The sequence below is a fragment of the Pedobacter alpinus genome (assembly GCF_042684645.1).
Lineage (GTDB): Bacteria > Bacteroidota > Bacteroidia > Sphingobacteriales > Sphingobacteriaceae > Pseudopedobacter > Pseudopedobacter alpinus.
In genome coordinates this window covers 37,580-61,816 of the sequence record NZ_JBHULV010000003.1, presented here as the reverse complement: position 1 = coordinate 61,816, position 24,237 = coordinate 37,580, and the positions used below count along the sequence as shown (strand labels likewise).

General features: G+C 32.1%; 17 protein-coding genes and 1 other RNA gene. 3 read left to right on the top strand and 15 right to left on the bottom strand.

The window, feature by feature from the left end; genetic code table 11:
- Nucleotides 1–40 precede the first annotated feature (40 nt).
- Together ACFSSE_RS00550 and ssrA are read left to right on the top strand one after the other, a co-directional pair.
- Nucleotides 41–1,243 carry a pyridoxal phosphate-dependent aminotransferase gene (locus tag ACFSSE_RS00550; protein WP_379041206.1) on the top strand — a complete coding sequence of 401 codons (1,203 nt, stop codon included), beginning with the start codon at nucleotides 41–43 and terminating at the stop codon, nucleotides 1,241–1,243.
- Between the two features lie 326 nt (nucleotides 1,244–1,569).
- Nucleotides 1,570–1,966, top strand: a transfer-messenger RNA (tmRNA) gene (gene ssrA / locus ACFSSE_RS00545).
- Nucleotides 1,967–2,540: 574 nt separating this feature from the next.
- Here the strand turns inward: ssrA and ACFSSE_RS00540 are convergent.
- The 10 genes from ACFSSE_RS00540 to ACFSSE_RS00495 form a co-directional block, all read right to left on the bottom strand.
- Complete coding sequence (locus ACFSSE_RS00540; protein ID WP_379041205.1) at nucleotides 2,541–2,780, bottom strand: substrate-binding domain-containing protein; 240 nt, start codon at nucleotides 2,778–2,780, stop codon at nucleotides 2,541–2,543.
- An 856-nt stretch (nucleotides 2,781–3,636) separates the two neighbouring features.
- Nucleotides 3,637–6,012 carry a T9SS type A sorting domain-containing protein gene (locus ACFSSE_RS00535; protein WP_379041204.1) on the bottom strand — a complete coding sequence of 792 codons (2,376 nt, stop codon included), beginning with the start codon at nucleotides 6,010–6,012 and terminating at the stop codon, nucleotides 3,637–3,639.
- 94 nt (nucleotides 6,013–6,106) lie between these two features.
- Nucleotides 6,107–9,586 carry a T9SS type A sorting domain-containing protein gene (locus ACFSSE_RS00530; RefSeq protein ID WP_379041203.1) on the bottom strand — a complete coding sequence of 1,160 codons (3,480 nt, stop codon included), beginning with the start codon at nucleotides 9,584–9,586 and terminating at the stop codon, nucleotides 6,107–6,109.
- Between the two features lie 389 nt (nucleotides 9,587–9,975).
- Nucleotides 9,976–11,034 carry a helix-turn-helix domain-containing protein gene (locus tag ACFSSE_RS00525; protein ID WP_379041202.1) on the bottom strand — a complete coding sequence of 353 codons (1,059 nt, stop codon included), beginning with the start codon at nucleotides 11,032–11,034 and terminating at the stop codon, nucleotides 9,976–9,978.
- A 1,561-nt stretch (nucleotides 11,035–12,595) separates the two neighbouring features.
- Nucleotides 12,596–13,078, bottom strand: coding sequence for a heme-binding domain-containing protein (locus tag ACFSSE_RS00520; RefSeq protein WP_379041201.1), 483 nt, complete (start codon nucleotides 13,076–13,078; stop codon nucleotides 12,596–12,598).
- Nucleotides 13,079–13,081: 3 nt separating this feature from the next.
- The gene (locus tag ACFSSE_RS00515) at nucleotides 13,082–13,876 is read right to left on the bottom strand and encodes an inositol monophosphatase family protein (RefSeq protein ID WP_379041200.1); all 795 of its coding nucleotides are present in this window, start codon (nucleotides 13,874–13,876) and stop codon (nucleotides 13,082–13,084) included.
- Nucleotide 13,877: 1 nt separating this feature from the next.
- Nucleotides 13,878–14,333 carry a GtrA family protein gene (locus ACFSSE_RS00510; protein ID WP_379041199.1) on the bottom strand — a complete coding sequence of 152 codons (456 nt, stop codon included), beginning with the start codon at nucleotides 14,331–14,333 and terminating at the stop codon, nucleotides 13,878–13,880.
- Nucleotides 14,333–15,496, bottom strand: a complete 1,164-nt coding sequence (locus tag ACFSSE_RS00505; RefSeq protein WP_379041198.1) for a prolipoprotein diacylglyceryl transferase — start codon at nucleotides 15,494–15,496, stop codon at nucleotides 14,333–14,335. The genes ACFSSE_RS00510 and ACFSSE_RS00505 overlap by 1 nt, the downstream gene beginning before the upstream one ends.
- 16 nt (nucleotides 15,497–15,512) lie before the next feature.
- The gene (mtaB, locus tag ACFSSE_RS00500) at nucleotides 15,513–16,832 is read right to left on the bottom strand and encodes a tRNA (N(6)-L-threonylcarbamoyladenosine(37)-C(2))-methylthiotransferase MtaB (RefSeq protein WP_379041197.1); all 1,320 of its coding nucleotides are present in this window, start codon (nucleotides 16,830–16,832) and stop codon (nucleotides 15,513–15,515) included.
- A gap of 37 nt (nucleotides 16,833–16,869) precedes the next feature.
- The gene (locus ACFSSE_RS00495; protein ID WP_379041196.1) at nucleotides 16,870–17,442 is read right to left on the bottom strand and encodes a UbiX family flavin prenyltransferase; all 573 of its coding nucleotides are present in this window, start codon (nucleotides 17,440–17,442) and stop codon (nucleotides 16,870–16,872) included.
- A gap of 600 nt (nucleotides 17,443–18,042) precedes the next feature.
- Here ACFSSE_RS00495 and ACFSSE_RS00490 point away from each other — a divergent pair.
- Complete coding sequence (locus ACFSSE_RS00490; RefSeq protein ID WP_379041195.1) at nucleotides 18,043–18,432, top strand: acyl-CoA thioesterase; 390 nt, start codon at nucleotides 18,043–18,045, stop codon at nucleotides 18,430–18,432.
- A 125-nt stretch (nucleotides 18,433–18,557) separates the two neighbouring features.
- On the opposite strand, the gene ACFSSE_RS00485 is transcribed toward ACFSSE_RS00490, so the two are convergent.
- The 5 genes from ACFSSE_RS00485 to ACFSSE_RS00465 are packed head-to-tail and all read right to left on the bottom strand — an operon-like array spanning nucleotide 18,558 to nucleotide 24,210.
- A complete protein-coding gene (locus ACFSSE_RS00485) occupies nucleotides 18,558–18,950 on the bottom strand; it encodes a response regulator (protein ID WP_379041194.1) in 393 nt (130 codons plus the stop codon).
- Nucleotides 18,951–18,953: 3 nt separating this feature from the next.
- Nucleotides 18,954–20,039 (bottom strand): ATP-binding protein, encoded by a 1,086-nt coding sequence (locus ACFSSE_RS00480; protein ID WP_379041193.1) that lies wholly within the window; start codon nucleotides 20,037–20,039, stop codon nucleotides 18,954–18,956.
- Between the two features lie 7 nt (nucleotides 20,040–20,046).
- Nucleotides 20,047–22,266: a sensor histidine kinase gene (locus ACFSSE_RS00475; RefSeq protein WP_379041192.1), complete on the bottom strand. Its 2,220-nt coding sequence runs from the start codon at nucleotides 22,264–22,266 to the stop codon at nucleotides 20,047–20,049.
- 4 nt (nucleotides 22,267–22,270) lie between these two features.
- Nucleotides 22,271–23,380 carry a ThiF family adenylyltransferase gene (locus ACFSSE_RS00470; RefSeq protein ID WP_379041191.1) on the bottom strand — a complete coding sequence of 370 codons (1,110 nt, stop codon included), beginning with the start codon at nucleotides 23,378–23,380 and terminating at the stop codon, nucleotides 22,271–22,273.
- An 11-nt stretch (nucleotides 23,381–23,391) separates the two neighbouring features.
- Nucleotides 23,392–24,210, bottom strand: coding sequence for a hypothetical protein (locus tag ACFSSE_RS00465; RefSeq protein WP_379041190.1), 819 nt, complete (start codon nucleotides 24,208–24,210; stop codon nucleotides 23,392–23,394).
- Nucleotides 24,211–24,237 lie beyond the last annotated feature (27 nt).

Below are 24,237 nucleotides of genomic sequence, written 5' to 3'. Positions count from 1 at the left end.
CTACTTTAAATTTATAACAAGATTATTACATTTGCGGGCTATGCCAAAAATTTCAAACAAAGGAATATATATGCCAGCTTCCCCTATCCGGAAGTTGACGCCTATTGCCGAAAAAGCAAAAAAAGACGGTAAAAAAGTTTACCATTTAAACATTGGTCAGCCAGATATTGAAACCCCTGAGGTGATGCTGAACGCCATTAAAAATGCAGATTTTAAAGTATGGGCATATACTGCATCCGAAGGAACAGAAAGCTATAGAAATAAGCTGACTGAATATTATAACAACATCAATTACAATATTACACCTGAAGATATTATTGTAACTAGCGGTGGTTCAGAAGCTTTGACCATTGCCATGATGACTTGCTTAAACCCGGGTGATGAAGCAATTATTCCCGAACCTTTTTATGCAAATTACAACGCTTTCGCTTGTCAAACTGATGTAGTAGTGCGACCAATTATGTCGCACATAGAAAATGGTTTTGCCCTACCTCCTATTACCGAGTTTGAAAAAGTAATTACGCTTAAAACTAGAGCCATCATCATTTGTAATCCAAACAACCCAACTGGTTATTTATATAGCCAAAAGGAAATGGAAGATTTAAAAATGTTGGCGCTTAAATACGATTTATACATTATTGCTGATGAAGCTTATCGCGAGTTTTGTTACGATGGGCGCAAATTCATCTCTCCAATGCACTTTGAAGGAATTGATGATCATGTAATTGTAATTGATACCGTATCTAAAAGATATAGCGCTTGCGGCGCTAGATTAGGCGCTTTAGTAACTAAAAACAAAGAAGTAATTGCTACCGCAATGAAATTTGCCCAAGCCAGATTAAGTGCCGGAATGTTAGAGCAAATAGCTGGAGAAGCCGCATTAGATACTCCTGTTGAGTATTTTGAAGAAGTAAGCAAAGAATATACCGCAAGAAGAGATATTTTAGTAGATGCTTTAAACAAAATGGAAGGTGTTTTTTGCCCTGTACCTGGTGGTGCATTTTATGTTGTAGCCAGTTTACCGGTAGATAATGCTGATAAATTTTGTCAATGGGTTTTACAAGATTTTACCTACGAAAACCAAACCGTAATGATTGCCCCTGCAACAGGATTTTACGCTACAGAAAATAAAGGCGTAAACCAAGTGCGTATGGCTTATGTAATTAACCAAAAAGATTTAAAAGCTGCTATGGTTTGCTTAGAGAAAGCTTTAGAAGCTTATCCGGGGAGGTTATTTGTTTAGTTCATTCGTTGAATTAGTTCATTAGGCATTGGTTTATTTGTATTATTAGTTCATTAGGTATTAGTGTATATTTTGTGGAAAGGTTAGTTCATTTGTTAGCAGTCAATAGTGAGAAAAGAATAGTGAAATAATTGTCATCAATAAAGATTTATTCAGTCTTAATTTTTTAGCTCCACTAATTTTGGTATTTTTGTTTTTCTGATTAAAGAACGTTTAATCAGTTTTATACTGTTCATGAGAACTAATTGCTTTAAACAGCCAACAGGTACTAATGAACAAATGAACTTTTCACCATTTAGCAATTTACTAAATGAACTCAAAACAATGGGCTCGACCGGAATAGACAGGATGGATGATAAGTGTGTAAGCATGCAGCGCAATGAGGATTCAGCGCTTAAATATTGATTCTCAAAACACAAAAGGCGAAAATAACTACGCTCTTGCTGCTTAATCTTAACCAAGTTAAGATTGCTTAGTCGTAATTTAGAATTACGAGCGAGATGTTTCCCGAAGGCCAAGTCTGGCGGCAATCGATCAGGAAGCACAGAAATGCTAGAATAAGGAGGAGTAAGTTTTGGACTCTTCTCGAAAACCAAAGAAACTAAGGAGTAACCAGGCTGTTTATGGCCAAGCTGCTCTCGAAAACCAACCATAAAATAAGCATGTAGAAAGCGCAACTGGTCCCATGTTTGGACGAGGGTTCGAATCCCTCCGGGTCCACTTAAAAAAAATTAACCCTTGTAAATAAGCTATTTACAAGGGTCAATTAATTATAAAGTTCAGTTATACATTTAACTTAAGAGTCGTTATCTTTAATTACAAAAAATAGAAGTTTTGTTGATTTTATTAAATATTCATTTACTTCTGATTTTAATATGCTTTAATAAATATATTTTCACATTCTGACTAAAATTCTTAAACTGTAAATTTCAACACGCCAGCTCAGCAATACTAGGTAAAGTCTGGTTTCCTTTAACATGTCCAATTTAAATGTTTTTAACTATCACATCACTAATTTACTCAAATTTATAAGCGGTTTTTAAATTATTAAACCCTAACATTTTTTACTGTAAATTTAGAGCCTATTTAAAATTTATCTAATAATTTGTTTATGCTTACCGCCAAACGTCGGTCTGGCTTTTTTGGCTACAACTTCGTTAAATTTTTCGAGATAGCTTCCGGATATCTCTTCAAAATTTGCCTTGTTTCGCTCAACAATAAGCTATAAACATTTTTACAATACAAATTTAAACAGGTTCTTAGACATTTGAAAATTATCAAATTATTTTTTAAGATCTTATAAAGACTGCCTTAATGTAAGTTTAAATGACAATTCTTGATGAGCAATTTCCTGATTTTTAATCATTTCAGCAGCCATTAATCCCATTCCTTTAAAGTCGGTTGATATGGTGGTAATTCCATTCAATAATAATTTTTTTAAAGGTGTTTCATTATAAGATATTACACCAACATCTTTCCCAATTTTTAGGTTTAATTGAATAATTTTTTCTATTAAAATCACCAAATCATCTTCCATTAAATTAATATATACTTCACCTGCTTTTATTGGCTCATTTATTATATTATAAACTATGTAATGATTAAAAGCATATTGTTGACAAAACTTTTTGAAACCATTTATTATTTCTTTAGGGAAATAGCTTTTTATAGGGAAAACTATTTTTAATGTATGATATTTTTCTAATGTACTTTTTGCAGAAGTAAGTGCATCAAAAATATCTTTCTCGAAATTCTCGTAAATAGCAGAATAATTCCCTTCAATTCCACTAATTTTTTTATCTAAAATTATAAGTTTCTCTTTAGGTATTGTATTAATAACCTCATACGTAAACTCTCCACCTTCAATAAAATGTGGAATTATAACATAATGAGAATATTCTTCTTTCTTATTTTGGATAAGATTTTCGAAAACTATCTACTGTTTTATTAATGATTTCTTTTTCTATATTTTGAGAAAAAGAGGCTGTTGTAAAAGTAAATGCAATTAATTAAGTAAAAAGTAATCTCATACTCAATTTGCATTTATCGTTTAAAAACTAAAAATTAGAGCTTAAACCTTGTAAACAATAAATTTACTGCGGATTATTTATAAATGGTTTTCAAAAGAAATAAAATTTAACTAGTCTTCCATCCTGAGCTGTTATGGTTTTCTTATTCTTTATTTAAGGATATTAAGATTTGGAATTAGAGTTTCATTTTTTAAATAAAAAGCACCATTCTAATTTATATCACGAGCTGCAAACTCGTAACAGCTTAAGGAAGCACTATAAGGGTTATGTATGATCAGCGATAGATAAATGACAAGATGAATGAAAACAAAAAGAGCCTGCCTCAATTAAGAAACAGACTCTTTGCTAACATTTTAATTTATGCTATTGTTTTACAATTTGCTTCGTTATTACCTTTTTTTGGCCAGTTAACTTGATGTTATAAACTCCAGTAGCCAGCTTACTAATATCTAAACTGATGTTACTTTCTTGTTTATTAATAGTTTCATTTACTAACATTTTACCTGTTAGATCAATTATTTCCACCTTTTGATAAACTTCAGCATCAAAACTTAAATTAACTAAACTACTTGCTGGGTTAGGATAAACCGATAACTCTTTTAAGCTGAATGATACATCTACCCCTCTTATTCCTAAATCGGTTTGTTTACCATCTTTATCGTATTGTATTAACTGGTAGTAATTTGTGCCACTGATTGGTGTAGGATCTGTATAATTGTATTGCGTTTGTTGTGTTGAGTTGCCTGCACCAAATACTTTAACAATAGTATTGAAGTTTTTACCGTCTGTAGAACGTAGAATCTCAAAATAACTATTATTTATTTCTGATTCGGTTAACCAATTTAATTGTACAATGCCATTGGTGTTTAGTTTAGCTGTATAATTTATTAAAGTTACAGGCAAGGTACTAGGAATAACAATATCCTTATTAGCTCCTAATGAACCAACTGCCCCTGGTGCTGGTAAAGTAAGCGTAGCATTTAGAGTGCTTGAAACACTTGCAATTGTACCTCCGTTTAATGCTAATGACGTAGTAGAAACATAATCTAAATCTGTACTTACATCACCTGTTTGCACCGTGTAATTAAAAGTTAATGTATTAGTTCCTGTTCCAGAAACATAGTTTCCCACTCTATCTATTGCTCCTGTTTCTAAAGTAAGTTGTGGTGTACCCGTAACATTTACAGGTTCATTAAATGTGATACTGATAGGAATCTGCGCTCCTACCACATAACTACCGTTAGCTATTGTAGATGATACATTGGTGATGGCTGGAGGTGAACTTACATTTGATGAAACTAAAATTTGTGAATATAAATTTAAAGAACCTACGCTTACATAATCAGGCTTTGCGTCACCATTTAAATCTCCTGCAACGGTAGAGTTGAGTCTAGTTGTCATACTAAAATCTACTTTATTTGCAAAATTAATGCTTCCTACTGTAGAATTGTTTCTAAATACAGAAGATCTAAAGTCTCTATTACCAACCACTAAATCTGGCTTTGTATCTCCGTCAAAATCTGCTATTGCAACAGTTTCAGGTCTGGATAGAGTTGTATAATTAACACCAATTGCGAAAGAAACATTGCCAATAGTAGAAATATTAGCTAATACGGTTATATTTTCTGAAGCATTATTAACCGTTACCAAATCTAACTTACCATCTCCGTCTAAATCTCCTATTACAATTTGTTGAGGAGTTTGTCCTGTACCAAAATTTACAGGAGCAGCAAAAGTGATATTCCCATTAGTAGAAGTGTTTCTATATACAGAAACATTGCTGTTTGCATTATTTGCGGTAATTAAATCTAGCTTTCCATCTCCATCTACATCTCCAATAGTCGCTGATAAAGAAGGTACTGTAGTGGAAACAAATACTACAGGAGCAAAACTACTAGAGGTAAAGCTACCAGCAGTTGAAGTATTCCTTAATATTGAGAAAGACGATTGAAATGTACTTTCACTAACTACTACTAAATCTGGCTTTCCATCCCCATCTAAATCACCCGATACCACTGCCCTCGGCGTATTATTATTTAGTACAAAATCTACAGGAGCGGCAAAACTATTTGCATTTAAAATCCCGCTGGTGGCTGTATTTCTAAATACAGAAACATTAACTGTTGAAGTTATATTTGTAACTGCTAAGTCTAGCTTCCCATCCCCATCTAAATCAGTTATTGCTAACGATATAGGGTTTAATATATTAAAATAGACGAGAGGTGCAAAACTGCTGCTTGTAGGGGTAGATGTATTACGTGAAACTGCAATAAAACCATCACCGACAAAAGCTAAATCGGATTTTCCGTCTCCATCTAAATCACCAATGGCTATTGAAGCAACAAATTCAACAAGATTTGAACCTAAATCTGAAACTTCATTTGTTGTAAAATCTGCTGTAGTAATCCCCGGCTTTGCAGGGCTAAATATTGGGTTAAAGTTGCTTAAGCTTTGCGCAGCTAAATTATTTGTGGTGTTTAATAAAGTTATTGGGGCATAAGTTGCACCAATAGGTACTGTTACCGATAAACTAGTTGCTGTGGCTGCTGTAACCGTTGCCCTAGTGGCTCCAAAAAACACTACGTTGTTTGTAGTTGTGGTATTAAAGTTAGTGCCTGTTATGGTTACCACATCACCGGGCTTGCCGTTTAGAGGGCTGAAGGAAGTAATGGTGGGTACTTGCGCTAAAAGAGTGGCACTAAAAAATATTAATGTAAAAAGGAGTAGTGCTTTTTTCATATTTTAAAAATTGATTTCAGGGTGTTTAGTCTTTTTTTGATTGAAAAGCATTAAAAAGCATCTGTTTCTAAAAAAGAAACAGATGCTTGATTTTTTATTGTTTAATAATTTGTTTGCTTACTATTTTTCCTTCTCCACTTAGCTTTATACTATAAATTCCTGTTGCTAGGCTTGTTAAATCTAAATTGGCTTCGCTATTTTGTTTTAAGATCGATTTTGAAATAAGTACTCTACCCGATAAATCTATAAGTTCTAGTTTTTGATAAGCTCCTGCTTCAAAACTAACCGTAATTAAGCCACTACTTGGGTTTGGATAAATTATTACTTCATCTTCTTTTAAGGACACATTAATTACTCTTATTCCTAAATCGGTTTGTTTACCATCATTATCGTGTTGTATTAATTGGTAATAGTTGTTGCCCATAGTAGGTATAGGGTCTATAAAATTGTATGTTTTTTGTTGTGTGGAGTTTCCTGCGCCAGTTACTTTTCCAATGGAGTTGAAATTTATACCATCAGTAGAACGTAAAACTTCAAAATGGCTATTGTTAGTTTCTGATGCGGTTAGCCAGTTTAATTGTACTGTTCCATTTGTTTGGAGTTTAGCTTGGTAACTCACTAAGGAAACTGGGAGAACCGCATCTGTATTACGCAACACAGAGACTGTATTGGATGTAATATTTGCCGTTGTAATATCTGACTTTCCATCACCATCTAAATCTGATACCACCACAGAACGTGGAGAATCCCCTGTCGTAAAAGCTTGTGCTGCAGCAAAGCTCACACTCCCGCTTGTAGAGGTGTTACGAAATACTGATGCTAAATCTGAACCTGGATTCGCTGTTACAACATCCGGCTTACCATCTCCATCTACATCTCCTACTCCAAATCCATAAGCCGCACTAGGCGCAACAATCACATCTTGCCTACTTAAAAAACCTATTGCCCCTACACTAGAAGTATTAAGCAACACAGATACATTAGCGACAGTACTTAAATATGATACTAATATATCCTGCTTACCATCTCCATCAATATCTGCCGTCTTTACTAAATATTCATTTCCTAGGGTTGCATAATCTTGTTTAGCTCCAAAACTAATGCTGCCAACTGAAGATGTATTAGGTATTACCGAAACTTGGTTTTCTGACCTGTCTAATGCGATTAGTTCAGGCTTTTGATCCCCATCAATGTCTTGTATCGCTAATGATGATATATTAGTACCTACACCTAACGGTATGTCTTGTCTTGTAGAGAAACTAATCGTCCCGCTAGAGGTATTATGAAATATCGAAATAATATCTGAATCAAGAAATGAATCATTATAACCTGCTGCTATGTCTATTTTACCGTCTAAATCTAAATCACCTACAGCAACTGAGGTAACAGATAGGAACCCGTCAGCAGCAGCGAAGTCTTGTCTAGTACCAAAACTAATCATTCCGCTAGTAGAAGTATTACGAAATACACCAACTGTAGAACGTCCAACAACTGCAACTAAATCAAGCTTCCCATCGCCATCTAAATCTCCCAAAGTCAATGATGGTTCTGATGTTGAGACATTAAAGCTACCAACCTCAAAATCTTGCCTAGTACCAAAACTAGATCCTGTAATACTGCCTACGCTAGTCGTGTTGCGAAATACTGAAACAAAAGTTGTACCCCGAACCAATAAATCCGACTTTCCATCACCATCCAAATCTCCCGTTAATACCACTTGTGAACCTGATCCAACACCAAAATCTTGCTTTAGCGAAAAGTCTGAGGCGGTGATATTTGTTTTAGCTGGGCTAAATACGGGATTAAAATTACTTAAGCTTTGCGCCACTAAACTACTCCCTGTGTTCAACACTGTGATAGGCGCATAAGTTGCGCCTGTTGGTACTGTTACCGTTAAACTAGTTGCTGTAGCTGCTGTTACTGCTGCTCTGGTTGCTCCAAAAAATACTACGTTGTTTGTAGTTGTGGTATTAAAGTTTGCTCCAGTAATGGTTACTGCATCTCCTGGTTTGGCACTTAAAGGTGTGAAACTGGTAATTGTTGGAGGGAGTACATCTGTATTACGAAATACAGAAACGCTATTTGAACCCAAATTAGCCACCGCTAAATCTGCTTTGCTATCACCGTCTAAATCTCCTATGGCTACTGAAAGTGGGGAGTCGCCTGTAGCAAAATCTACTTTTGCTGCAAATGAGCTTGTTGTGATAGACCCGCTGGCGCTGGTATTGCGAAATATAGAAATACTTGCTGAACTTGAATTAGCAACGGCCAAATCGGGTTTACTATCCCCGTCTAAATCGCCAATGTTAATAGAGAACGGAGCGCTTGCAGTCGTAAAATCTACTTTTGCTGCAAAAGAACTTGATGTAATAGAACCACTGCTGCTAGTATTGTGTAAAATAGAAACATTGTTTGATCCTCGATTTGCCACTGCTAAATCGGGCTTCCCATCTCCATCCAAATCTCCAATAGCAATTGCAAATGGATTAGAGTCAGTTGTGAAATTTACTTTAGTAGCAAATGAACCTGAATTAATGCTACCGCTTGTACTGATATTGCGATATACAGAAACATTGTTAGAACCTCGGTTAGCTACTACAAAATCAACTTTGTTATCTCCGTCTAAATCGCCTACAGCTACTGAAACCGGAGTATCTTCCGTAGGAAAATCTACTTTTGCAGCAAACGATCCTGTTGTTATGCTTCCACTAGTACTGGTATTACGATAGACTGATACGATGTTTGAAAATTGATTGGTTACTAATAAATCAGGTTTACCATCTCCATCTAAATCGCTAATAGCTAAAGTCGCAGGGCTACCGTCAGTGTTAAAATCTACTTTTGTGGCAAAAGAACTAGAGGTGATACTTCCACTTGTACTTGTATTGCGCAATATGGAAATACTATTTGAACCTTGGTTAACTACCCCTAAATCGGGCTTTCCATCTCCATCAATATCGCTAATAGTCACAAAAACTGGGGAAAATCTTACTTCAAAATCTACTTTTGCTGCAAATGACCCGGAGTTTACATCTCCGCTTGTACTAGTATTACGATAAATAGATACATTGCTTGAGTTGAGATTTGCCACTACTAAATCCGACTTACCATCGCCATCCAAATCACCAATAGCAACAGAAAAAGGATTAGTGCCGGTTGTAAAATCTTGTTTTGGTGAAAAGTCTGAGGTGGTAATGTTTGCTTTTGCTGGGCTAAATATAGGATTAAACTTTCTTGAACTTTGTGCGACTAAACTATTTGCAGTGTTTAACAAAGTTATTGGAGCATAAGTTGCTCCAGTAGGCACTGTTACCGTTAAACTGGTTGCTGTTGCCGCTGTAACAGTTGCTTTGGTTGCTCCAAAAAACACCACATTGTTTGCAGTTGTGGTATTAAAATTTGTTCCTGCTATGGTTACCACATCACCGGGCTTGACACTTAAAGGACTGAAAGAACTGATTGTAGGCAGTTGTGCGCTAACATTAATGGAAGCAAATATTAAAGCGAAAAGTGAGATTAAAACTTTATGTACTCTGAATTTAAAGAAAGATTTACAAGTAAAAATTGAATTCATAAAACGTATAAAATTTAAAACAAGAGAGATATAAAAGCTTTTAAATACTTCATAAAAAAGTATGTTAAACTTTTATGAGATAAAAGTAGGCTATCATTTCGAATTCATGTAGCCCAAAAAGACGTAGATATAGCCCAAAAGGACAGAAAGTAAAAATAATTGCAGAAATGATAGTTTAAGATATAATCAGGATGAACTATTTGACATAAAAATGCTTAAAAACATAAATTTTTTAACCTCTTTTTGCGAATTTAGCTTCATCTTAAAGGCAGTATTATACTAAAATTTTGTACTCTTAACAGATTTTGCGAAAAACACAACAAAAGCAAGCTAAAAAAGCTTCTTTTATTGTGGATAAATCCTGCTATTACTTTATTTTTCAGCTTTATTTATACGTTTGAAGGGTTGGTGTTATGATAGTTTTTAAAAGCTAAAGTAAATTTACTAGCATTGGTATAGCCCATCGTATAAGCTACGTCTTTAACCTTTATTTTATTTTCCTTTAATAATTTCATGGCTAAATCCATTTGTTTACTTCTAAACCACTTTAAGGTACTTATCCCAAACCATTGCTTAAAGAGGGTTTTAACCTTAGTTGGCGAGGTGTTGGTATAGTTTGCCAAAAAAACAATGCCAGGAAAATCTTTCAATAAATTCTCCTCTAAATAATAAATCATCTTAATCATGATACGTTTATCCTCTAAAGAAAAATTAATATCTGTTAAATCTTTAGTTATACCCTCAAAAAACTCTCCTAAAAGGCTTAATGATTTTGACTTAAATAAGAATTTAGCTGATTCTCCTTCACTTATAGACTTGATTCCTGAAAACAGCTGTTCAATTTTATATTGAGCATCAAGAACAGGGTTTCTAATAAACGGATTATACTTTAATTCTGAATTAAACAAAACCTTAAGCGGATGATTATCATGAAGCTTGGATATAGAAAAGTTTCTTTCTAACCAATCCTCGTCAAAAGAAAAACAAATAATCAAATTACTAGAATCTTTGTAATGATAAGCGTTTAGCTCTTCCCCCGGATGATAAAGTGTCCAAATTTTATCAATTATAGTGTGACCGTTTAAATTTCCTTTTTTATCATCTTTATCACTGTAACTGATATAAGATAAATTATAGAAACCTTTTGTGACTACTTGGTCTTTGTTGATAAAAGCCAAATTTGTTTTATAATGACAATCAGAAATAATAACCCACAATCCTTCTTCAATTTCAAAATGATATAAAGCCGCTTTTAAAAATAGTGTATTGGTTTTTAATACTTGTTCATTTGGATAATAATGCGTGAAAGGCAAAGACTTTGCGGATTCTACCAATAATTTAGGGTGTGTAAATTGGTATGGAAACTCGAAAAAACCATTATTATACTTAAATGCTTTAGCTAAGATTTTCTTTTTCCAATGATTTACAATTTCAAGTATATTTTCCAAAATTTGATAAAAATGAATTTAATTTTTCCGTTTTAAACAATTAATTCAACAATTAAATCTAAACATAAACTCCTAAATAGTTAAATGTTCTGATAAGATTATTTAAATATTTTAAAAAAACAGACACTCTGTTTGAGAGTATTAACCCACTACTTTTAAATTTTTGTTGGTGCAATTTTCTGGGACACAGTCTTCATTTTTAATATTAAAGGTTTAGTGCCCCTAAAATAGGAGCACTTAAACTAGTTGAGAGCTAAAAAGCTCGCACCAACTTAAGGAAGATTAAACTTGCTAATAATCTAATCTTTACTATTAATTACAACATATATTGATTTTTTTTGGTTTCAATTTCCAAGAGTTGATATTTCTCAGGAAATTTACTTTTAACTCTAGACGATAATCTATGACTCTAACCATTCTGTAAAGTCCTTAAAATAAAGTTTATAATTTTTCTCATTCAAAATAGTGAGTTAATAGTCTTTCATTTATTACCTCCAAAAATAGTTGTTATTTTTCAAATTTTTAAAACCACTATTTGTTTTGGAGCCAACACCATTCGATATTTTTTTTTTTTTGCAACTAAAGAAATATTTTTTTCTCTAAACTACTTTTGCTTCTAACTATAACTTATTTTCCTCATCCTTTTAATATAAAAATAGAGAGAATAAATAATAGGATGTTTTAGAAAAGAAGTTTAACAATTCTTTGTTATGTTTTGTTCTACTCTCTCGTTTTTGCTAAATAAAGAGAAATAATGTATATGATCAAAATTAATGGAAAGATAAAGTATATTATATTCTCTTATCCCACTATAGTTATTGTTGTTAAATAAAATTAATAGAGTAATGCTAAATACAGAGAATATTTATCTATTCTTTATAATAACCTTTTCTCAAATAAGTATCTATCAAGTGGTCTAATTTCTGGTTCTTCTATTTCATCAATTCGCTCACTGGCTATTTTCGGCTATCCAAAATTTAAAAGTTTCTGCTTTAGGAGAAGGGATTGACTGAACTAAACGAAAAATGATTTCGGTATATGCTACATCTATCAGGTATTTTTTCCATCGCTTGCTACAAATTCCAGTTTGTTACATTTTTTGACAAACTCATTTCCTTCCTTCTTTAATCTACCTTTTAATTTGTCTAGTAGTTTTGTGCCTTATTGTAATCTGACTGACTGGTAAATACAGCGACAAAATTCAATCTACATTTACTTTGCTTATTGAGAAGTTAATTGCATTCCATCAATTCTTGCAATCTTCATTATAAAATTTTAGTCGTGTAATTAAACCTTTTGTAAATCGCTTTCGTTATGATATTCCTTAAGATTCGGAAATGTAACTGTCTTTAAAACTATTATTAACCGCTATAGATTGTATACTATTTGCATTTGATAGTAAAAAAATTAGGGTCTTACTAATACAAAGAGATTTTGCGCCTAAGGTAAGAGATTGAAGCTTAATGGGAGGACTTAGTTAACTATTTTTAAATAGTATATCTAATAAGAAAAATGGTCAGTAAAAAATTACTGACCATTTTTTTTAAGGTTATTTTATAATTTACTTCTTAGCCGATAAAGCAAATAAACTATCTGATTGAATAATTAATCTTGTTTCTTTAGCCCAATCAATAATTACTTTTCTTTGAGTTTCAGATAACTTTGCATCTCCATGTATTAAAGAATAAGACTCTAAAGGCATCCAACGATCTTCTTGGGTTTCTATAACTTCTTCTAATTTATGGTCTTGTCTTTTTAACGTATAAGTGGTAAACTCATCAAAATTTAAATGTTTTTTGCCGTCCTTTACATGGTCATTTAACCACCAAGCAACAGGTTGTATTGCACTATACCAAGGGTATTTGGTGTTATTACTATGACAATCGTAACAAGCAACCTTTAAAATTTGTTGTACAGAATCAGGAATTAGATATTTAGTAGTTATTGCATTGGGTTGTGCACCTTCTGCAATGTTTTTTTCTGATTTCACGAATTGAATTAAAACCAAAAAAATAGCTGTAACAATTAAGATTTTCTTTACCATATTCTATTTTTTAAAATGACTATGTATTATACCATTTAACTCTTTAGATATTTTACCATTTGTAGCTACAATATCACCTTTTTTTAACGCATCTGTACCACCATCAAAATCAAAATATTCTCCTCCGGCTTGCTGCACAATTAATAAACCAGCTGCTATGTCCCAAGGTTTTAAATTATATTCAAAATAAGCGTCAAATCTGCCGCAAGCGGTATAAACTAAATCAACAGATGCTGCTCCAATTCTTCTTAAACCATGGCATTTTTGCATCACATCAGTAAACAAATTTACATAATCTGCTTGTCTTTTAAAATCGTAATAAGGAAAGCCTGTAGCAATTAAAGAACTTTCTAAATCCTTATTGTTAGAAACAGTGATAATATCTCCATTTAAATATGCTTGGCTGCCTTTCCATGCATAAAAACATTCGTCTTGGTTTATCTCATAAACAACGCCTACTACTAATTCATCATCTTTTTTAAGCGCAATACTTACAGCAAAAGCTGGTATGCCATGTATGAAATTTGTAGTTCCGTCTAGCGGATCAATAATCCAATTATAGGTCTCTCCTATTTTATCAGATGTACCTTCTTCTGCAATAAAACCTGCTTCTGGTAATATATCAGCTAATGCTTCAATTATCATTTTCTCAGCTGTTTTATCAACATAAGAAACCATATCATTTAAGCCTTTGTATTCTATTTTTGCTGCACTAAAACCTTTTGATTCTTGTAAAATAAAATGTCCAGCTTGTTTGGCTATAGCTATAACTTGTTGGCACAAAGCTTCGTAATTCATGTTATTCTTTAACTTTAAAAGTAAATAATTTGTGTACGTAATAACTGGCAATTCCTAAGCTTAAAGCCGATGCAATTCTTGAAAAAGTTGGATATAATTCCAATATTTCCACAAAAAACCTAAGCAAACCATAATTAGCAAAAAAACCTAAAAACGCAATTAAAGAGAACCTAAAAAATTGTTTTTTAGTTGCAACATTAGATTCGCTAAAAACAGCATATTTAGTTAATAAAAAATTAATGATAACACCACAGCTGTAAGAAATTACTAAAGTAAATGTATGAGCACTAGCACTTAAATTAAGGAATTTAACCCTTTGATGGCTAAATATATAATTGATAGTTATAAAATATATTACAACATCTACTAAAGTTGCCACACCAGCAGACAGAAAAAAACGAACAGCTTTGTACTGAAAAATTTTATGAAATATATTATTATCCGCTATATCTGTCATTAACCAACCACTTTCCTTTTCCTATCATACTGATAAGCTACGATAATACCTATTACACCACCCAAAACTAAAAGTGTTGATATTAATTCGGCCTGTGTAAAAGCAAATGAACCTACATGGTATTTAGAATTAACTCTTATTAATTCAATAGCAAAACGCTCTATTCCGTTTAAAATTAAATAGATACAAAAGAAAACGCCTGGCGTTTTAATTTTTTTACGAATAGACCAAAGGAAGAAAAACAATAAAATACAAATTATTGCTTCGTAAAGTGGTGTTGGATAAACTGCTACGGCTAATTCACTGCAAAATTTACCATCACAACCTGGTATTGGCACACCTTCATTTATAACATTATGTGGGTATTTGAAAGACCAAACCCAATCTGGTGCCCAAGAAAGCCAATTTGGTTTAGGATTGGTATTGCTAATACCCCAATCGCCATCACCAGCTAATTGGCAACCCAATCTACCCACACCGTAAGCCAACATTAAACCTGGCCCAGAAACATCAACCATGTGAATAGGTTTAATGCCATTTTTACGCGAAATGTAAAGTACTGCAATTGCGCCGCAAATTAAACCTCCGTAATAAGTTAAACCGCTAAAAGAAAGTAAGTTTTGGATGGGATCTTCCATAAACCTATCCCAATATTCTAAATTATCAAAAACCTTTGCGCCAATAATACCTGCAATTGCAGCATAAGCAATAAAAGTCCCCATCATTTGGTATGGGTGTACAACTTCTGTTACCGTTTTTGGTTTTGGTAATTGGGCTTTCTTTTTTTCACTATATGCCCAATATGCAAATACGGCTGCTACTAAAAGTCCTCCTATAAAATTTCCTTCTGTAGATAAAATAAAACCTTGAGGATCGTTTACAAAAGCAGTATAGTTTAGTAATCCGTAAAGTATTTTATACCCAATTAAAAATCCAAACAAACCGTTAAAAAACAATTCTGAGATGGAAGCAGGCTCGCCAATAACAACGCTTCTTTTAACAGGATGCACCTGACCTAATTTTTCTCTGCGTTTTAACTCTTCAGAAAAACCCCAATAACCCGCTATAAAAGCCATGGCGACAAAAAAACCAAATGTTTGAATGGGTAAGGGAATATTTATTCCAAATAGATAATCAATAAGGTGTGATAAGGTTGGAAACATGAAATTGATTTTTTAATTAATGGTTTAATTGTTCAACAGCTTCAATTACACTCACGTCTCCATCAGGTAAAATAGCATCTAATTTTACGTTTTTTAATTCGTTAACTAAAACGGGGTCATATTTGACTTTTACTTTTACATAGTTTTGTGTAAAACCATGCATATAACCTTCTTTATGGTCGGCTTCAAATAAAACAATTGCATCTTTACCTATCTGGGTTTCGTAAAAAGCCCTTCTTTTCTTTTCAGAAAGAATATGTAGCATTTTACTCCTGTCTGATCTTTGCGACCCCGGCACTGCCCCTTCCATATCTTTTGCAGGTGTGTTTTCCCTTTCAGAATACGTAAATACGTGTAAATAAGATATATTAAGTTCGTTTATAAAATTATAGGTGTCAATAAAATCTTCTCTTGTTTCTCCCGGAAAACCAACAATAACATCCACTCCAATACAAGCATCGGGCATTAAAGATTTAATGATATTTACCCTATCCAGATACAAATCTCTTTTATACCTTCTACGCATTAAGCTTAAAATTTTATCAGACCCAGATTGTAATGGGATGTGAAAATGTGGGACAAACCTTTTACTTTGTGCAACAAAAACTATAATTTCATTGGTGAGCAAATTAGGTTCTATGGATGATATTCTAATTCTATCAATACCTTCTACTTCGTCTAGTGCAGTAACTAAATCTAAAAACTTATCTTCTCTTTTACCTAGTCTAATGCCAAAATCGCCAATGTTAACACCTGTTAAAACAATTTCTTTTATTCCAGAAGCAGCAATATCTTCTGCTTGTTTTACAACGCTTGCAATGGTATCACTTCTACTCTCGCCCCTAGCTAGTGGGATGGTACAAAAAGTACATGAATAATCGCAACCGTCTTGCACTTTTAAGAATGTACGCGTACGGTCACCAAAAGAATAAGATGCTACAAATTCTGTAGTTTCTTTAATTGGACTATTATGAACAATAGTTTTCGGATTTTTTGTTAAATCGCTTATGAATTCAACAATTCTAAATTTTTCTGCAGCACCCAAAACTATATCAACACCTTCAATATTGGCAATTTCTTGCGGTTTTAGTTGCGCATAACAACCAACAATTGTGATGTATGCATTTGGAGAATGTTTTAAGGCTTCTTTTACAACTTTTCTGCATTTTTTATCTGCGTTTTCAGTAACAGAACATGTGTTTATGATATACACGTCTGCTGGTTCGGTAAAATCAACAGTATCAAAACCTGCTTTTGTGAACTGCCTGCCTATGGTAGAAGTTTCGGAGTAGTTTAATTTACAACCTAACGTATAAAATGCAACTTTTTTATTCATAATAAAATTGGCTGCAAAGATATAAATTTTGAACTAATTAAGCTTCTTCTTCTCCCCATTGGTAACTATCGGTTTTAAAACCTGACAAATCCAAGACCCTATCAACAACTGTTGCAGCAACTTCTTCAATAGTTTTTGGTTTACTGTAAAAAGAAGGAACAGCTGGACATACAATTCCGCCTGCCTCTGTAATTGTTTTCATATTGTTAATATGTATTAAATTTAAAGGTGTATCTCTGGCAACCAATATCAGTTTTCGTCTTTCCTTTAAAATTACATCGGCAGCTCTTGTAATTAAATCATTAGAAATGCCACCGGCAATACGAGCCATTGTTCCCATAGAACATGGAACAATAATCATGGTATCAAACTTTGCCGAACCTGAAGCAAAAGGGGCCATAAAATCATTTTTATCGTAAAATTTAAAACTAAAATTTTTATAAGTTTCGTCATCTAACTCATAAGTCCAAACATCTTTAGCATTATCAGACATAATTACGCCTACATCTGTTAGCTGGTTTTTCAAACCTTCTAATTTTTGCAATAGAATTTTAGCATAAATTGAACCGCTTGCACCTGTAATTGCTACAATTATTTTTTTCTTTTCCATAACACAATAACAATGTAAATACTAAAAGGTTCTAAAACAAAAAAGGGCCGAATATAAATATTCGACCCTACATCTACCTATGAAAAACATGCCCTTTGGGAGGGCCTTACAAATATAGAAACATTTTACTTGTTTAAACAATTTTTTTTAAAAAAAATTATACAGTATATATAGTTAGATTAATATAATTAAATAGATTAGATTTAAAATTAACTGATTAAGAGTTGTTTTTTATAAAAATTTATATAAAAGAAATAAATATTTATAATTAAGATAAAATATTTATAATTAAAACAAATCAATCGAATGATTAAATATTGTCTTTATTATAAAAAATTAAAAATTATTTTAAAAACATCTTTAAAGTCACTTCAAAATTTATCAAATTATAAATTTGTGATTCTTTTAGGTTTAAACTTCACTAAATTTTTAAATGTTGGTTCCTAATATCTTCACATAATTGGCTTGGTTTATATCCTCACTGAAACAATAAACGTTTCATAAATCAATTAAAATAGACTCTGATTTTTAAATCAAAAATTAAAATCCTTATCGTTGTATAATAATTGAATAATATTAAATTTAGATATAATGAATAAAATGAATTTCCACACCCGCAAATGGGTTAAACCAGAAGACTTAAATCCAAACGGTACTTTGTTTGGTGGTAGCTTACTAAAGTGGATTGATGAAGAAGCGGCAATTTATGCAATGTGCCAGTTAGATAATAAAAAAGTGGTTACAAAATATATGTCTGAAATTAACTTTGTTAGTTCGGCAAGACAAGGTGACATTATTGAAATGGGTATTATTGCTACGGATTTTGGCACAACTTCGCTAACCTTGTTTTGTGAAGTTAGAAATAAAATTACTCGCCAAAGTATATTAACAATAAATAAGATTGTTTTTGTAAATATTGATGAAAATTTTAATCCTGTACCTCATTATAAAACAGAGATCACTTATTCGCAAGATAAATTTAAAGATTAGGTTTTTATATGGATTTCTTTTTTAAGAAATTGATTAAAATTCATCAACCCTAGGTTAAGAGGTAATAAAGGGGATTTAATTTTTATTTAGAGGCAAGCATTGGAGAATAAAGCCCTGAGGATAAATTAAACTAATTTGTTTAAAATGATGTTTAATTCATCTAAGCTGTAAGGTTTATTTAAAATTGCTTTTACAGAGTTAAATCTACTCATTTGAGCTAAATCTAACTTATCTAAAGAAGTTGTAACTACAATTATCCTGAACTTATTTTGCAGATTTAAAGGTAGCGTTTCAAATTCTTCTACAAACTGAACACCTGTCATTACAGGCATCATTATATCTAATAGTATTACAGTTAAACCATCATAGTTTACTAAACCCTGTTTTATATCGCTTAATACTTGTATAGCGTTATTGTAAATTTTATAACTGTCGCAAATACCAGTTTTTTTAACAATACCTTCTGCAACTAAACAGTCTAAATTTAAGTCATCAACTATTAAAAAAGCCTTTCTCATTAACTATTTGTTTGGGATAATAGCTGTAAAAGTACTGCCATGGTTAACTGCAGAATCAACAGAAATTTTTCCGTTTAATTTATTAATTGCGCTTTTAACATTAAAAAGCCCTAAACCAGAACCTACATTATAATAATGAGCTCTAAAAAAAAGCGTGAAAATTTGATCATGATATTTTTCTTCAATTCCGTGACCGTTATCTGAAACTTTAATAGTTGCGAAACCCTTTAAAACAGTTATTGCCACATCAACTTTTTTGTTTTCACATTCTAATCTTTGATATTTTATTGCATTACCGATAAGATTATTTAAAATAAGATTAACATTAATTTTATCTGACCAAAAGTCTTCTTCTTGGCTAACTGTGATACTAAAATTAATAGCTAAACTTTTAGCATAAATTTCATATACGTCTTTTAAATCTTTAGCTATCTCGTTAAAATCAATACTTGTAATTTTTAATTTACCTCTTTCTAGACTATAATAATCATGCATGTTAATGATAAACTTATCAAGTTTATCAACAGATTTAGACATCATTCTTAAAATATCCTTAATCTCATCAATATTGTTGGTATCAAGTGCTAGGCTTATGCCGCCAGAGAGACCTACTAAAGGCCCTCTAATATCATGACTTACAGAATAAGCAAACTTATCTAACTCTGAATATGCTGATCTTAATTCTTCGTTATTAATTGCTAAAATAGAGCTTGCTTGATAATATTTAATGCTTTCTTGAATGGCATTTATAATTTCCGACTCGACCCAAGGTTTTTTAACATATCTAAAAATATTACCTTTATTAATTGCATCTATGATAGACTCAACATCTGTGTAAGCGGTAATTAAAACACGTACCGGATTCGGATATTTTTTTTGAACATCCTCAAAAAACTGAACACCGGTAATTTCCGGCATTCTTTGATCACAAAATATAACTTTTATATCTTCATACTGTTCTAAATAATGGTAAGCTTTTGAAACATTTTCTGCAATTAGAATTTGGTAATCTAAACGTAAGGATGCTTTAAAGCCTACAAGATTATTCATCTCATCATCTATATAAAGTATTTTGGCTTTGTTTTCCATTTGGGTATTACAAACTTACATTGTCTTTTTGATAAAAAGGAATTTCGATGATAATTTCTGTTCCTTTATTTAACTCTGAGTTAACTATTATATTGCCATTATGCTTTTTTATGGTATTGTAAACTATAGACATCCCCAAGCCAGTACCTTCCCCAACGTCTTTGGTAGTGTAAAATGGCTCAAATAACTTGTGCTTAGTTTTTTCTGACATACCAGTTCCGTTATCTTTTATTGCAATCATTATTTTACCATCAATTGCGGCTGTGGTAATGGTTAATAAACCTTCCGAAATATTTTGAGTGTTAAATTTTATAGCGTCAATTGAGTTGGAAATTAAATTGAGAAAAACTTGATTTAATTTACCCGGATAACATTCTATAGATGGCAAATCTTGAAAATTCCTTTCCACTTTTATGTTATGTGCGCTCAACATACTATTCATAATAACTAAAGTTGAGTTTATGCCTTCGTTAATATCTGCCTTTTTTAAATCGTCTTCATCAACTCTTGAAAAAACCCTTAAACCTTTTACAATTTCTGCAGTTCTTACCGCCCCTTCATTAATCCCTTTTATTAAATGAGCAATTTCTATTTTAAGGTAATCATAATCTAATTCTTCTTTAAATTCTTCTATCTCAGCTTCTTTTTCTGCTGTGCTAGATGTATTTAATGCAATGGTTTCCATTTTATCAAATGCATCAAAAACAATTTTAAAATCTCTTTCTAAGGGTGCAACATTAGATGTTACAAAGTTTATTGGATTATTAATTTCATGTGCTATACCTGCTGTCAACTGCCCTAAAGAAGCCATTTTTTCGGCCTCAACTAATTGAGTTTGTGTTTGCTTTAAATTCTCTAAGGTATCTCCTAATTCGGTATTGGCTTCCACTAATTCACTTGTACGCTCATTAACTTTTTGTTCGAGAATAATATTTTGTTGGGTAATAATACGTTCATTCTCTTGAGCCGTTGCTAAAGCTTCTGCCTGCGAGATTTCCTTTTCTTTTTTAAATATATTAATTTTATTAGCAAGTGCAAAGGAAAGCAATATAGCTTCTAAAGCTGAACCAATTTCTACTGCGTGTACTGTAAATTGATTGTACGGCACAATACCGTAATCTTTGGCTACAAATATTAAAACACTTATAAAAAAAACTGAAAAGCTGATTAAAAAATATTTAGCGGGGGTATATTTTTTTCTGTAAATAAACCAAGCAACGTATAGAATTAGTAATGAAACTGTTACTGCTGTTAAATTAACTAATTGAAAAGCTTGTTGTTTAAGGTTAAGTAGTAATAGTGTTAATGCTATTAGATATATTGTAATAGTGATATTCAATAAAAGATTTAATTTGAATGAATATTCCTTAGTTTTTAAAAATGATTTAGCGAAAATTATGGTTGCTATACCAGACATTATACCGCATATAATCACCATATTTTGAGCAAGCCACACGCTATCTGTCCAAAAATATCGATGAGAAAAACCTAATAAAGTAGCCTGTGTTAATGCCACCCAAAATATATAATGACAGTACACCAAATAATCTTTATCCTTTATGGTAAAATAAATAAATAAATTATAAAGCATCATCACAATCATTATACCTAAATAAAAACCAGTTTGTACATCTGCATTACTAATAACCGGTAAAACTTGGTTTGGTGTGTAAATGCTTAAAGGTGCAAGTATTTGCTCTTTAGCATTTAATTTTAAATAGCATATAATGGTTTCATTAGGTTTTAAATTAATATCAAATAAATAGAATTGATGCTTATATTTTCTATTTCTTATTGGAGAATAGTTTGTAGTATTTATGTTCTCGGTTGTGCTATCTCTTACAACATATAAACTTACTTTGTTTATTAGAGGGTTTGATAGATTGAGGATGAATTTTTCTTGGTTAGAGTTATTGCTTAAAGTAAATTTTAACCAGTTATTATTTGCGGTAATACCCAAGTTTGGTACATCAAATGTGCTGGGTGTAAATAAATCGTCAGATTTTAAAACTTGTTCGAAACTTAAATTACTGGTTGAATCTTGAAAAATAGCAACAGATTTACCAATATATTTCTCTTTTAAAGCATCATTAATATTAAGCACATTTTGAGCAAATAACGAAATACTTGATAGGTAAATGAGAGATAATAAAAGTATAGCTTTTTTAAAACTTGATATCTTTATTTTAAAAGCCTGTTCTTTTAAGAAAGAAAAAATAATCATCATACTTCTATTTGTTATTAAATATATAATCTAAATCAACATAATACCTACCCGAATCTTTATGCTCATTAAGCAATATACGCCTGCAAATATCTGTTGTTATGGCACCTCCTAATACAACTGACGAAGCCAATTGAGGCCATGTATTGATACTTTTGCCAATTTGCGCCATTGAAAATTGCATTCTTTCAGACAATTTATCAAAGGAAAGAATTGACATCAAAATTTCTGTTCTGTTGGCAGGTGTTACTGTTATGCCATTATTCACCATTAAATGATCTAAATAACCATGAAAAATATTCCTTTCTGGCTCTAAATCAAATCTTTCAATATCAAGCATTCCACGGTCGTTAGTATCCATAACAACTGGCAACTTTAACTCACGGGCTTTCATTCTGCTATCTATTTTAATCTCTAAAGAATCGCACACCTCAATAAACAAGTCTAATTTTCCGTCTTCCAGAAAAAAATCGTCTAAATTCTGATTTGTTAAACCTTCTGGATAGATTTTTACTTTTAAAAACGGATCTATTTCAGCAATTTCTCTTGCTGCTAAAACTGTTTTACTGATTCCAAGATTGTGTACGCCAGTTCTTATTCTATTCAAATTGCTTAATTCGGCAGTATCAAAATCCGCTAACCTAAGTTCGCTACAAGTTCTTTCCATGGCTAAAGTTAGCGCAATAGATTGCCCTACAGAAAGCCCTACAACTCCTATAATTTTTGATTGTAGCTCGGCTTGCTCTTCCCTAGTAATTTTATTTCTATTTCTGTTGGTTCTAACTTCAATAAACTCGTCCTTATTTAATAGGTGTACTAATTTATTACTCCAAGGGTAATAAACCCATACTCCATAATTATCTAATTCTGTACCGTTTAAATGAGCTTCTATAAAAGATTTAACTTCTTCTTTGCTAAGTTTAACCGAAGGATTTTTACATTTTATGAGTTCTTCTAACTGACTGTAAATTTCATCGTGAATACACAGATTTTTTTCTTGTTCTAACAGTTTTTTTAACTCTTGTTTATCGATAGATTTTTGAAGATTAAAGAAAACAGGTTGATATATAGTTTCAGATTGTTTGAAATGATAGAGTGTTTTATCAAAAAAAGCCATACTAAAATTATTTAAAGAAAGGTAAAGTTATTAGCACCATCTATACTTACGGTCGCTTTTTGGAAATTATTATAAGCCTCACTAATTGCGTGGTCTAAATCCCAATTGTTTATTAAAGGAATTAGGGTTTCATAATGTATAGTAATTTCTTTTTTTCTTAGTGTTTCGTTTTTCACCACATTTAAATCCTTGCGAAGTTTAACAATTGCAATTTTATCTTCTTCTTCGGCTTTACTTAAAGTATCAACATCCTTTAGTATCATGGTTGTAGCTACTAAATCAAGTTTAGGGTACACAAAAGTACCTTCATTACCAATGCTAGGTTCGAGCTCCATGCCGCATGTTGCAACTGGTTTTATGGTATATGGTGCACAAAATGCAAATAGTGATTTTATGCCTAATTGCTGAGATATGGCAACAGCAGCCCTAATTAAAAATATGCTTCCAACACCATAACCCGCAATCTCTCTTGAGTTCCATAATCCACACAATTCACCAGTTCCGTTTTGTGCATATTTCCATACTAAGTCAAAAACGTTAGAATCTAATGCAGATGCTGCTTCCTCTAAAGGCAAAGGTTGATTACCTCCTGCAACATGAACTCTAGCACCACCGTAAACCCTCTTTCCTTCTAAATCCTCTACCACCAAAACAAAAGCGGCTGGGTTATACATCCAATCATTTTTTGAAGAGGTTACTTTTGTAATGCCTATGCTTGTTAAAACATGTGTATGCCCTTCTATAAAGAGTTCACATGTTTTCGGATCATCTATTGCCCTAAATGCTCTTAATCTTACTACAGGTTTATCCTTATTTAAAAAAATTTCCATCAAATTTAAAAAATGTTAATGTGTGTG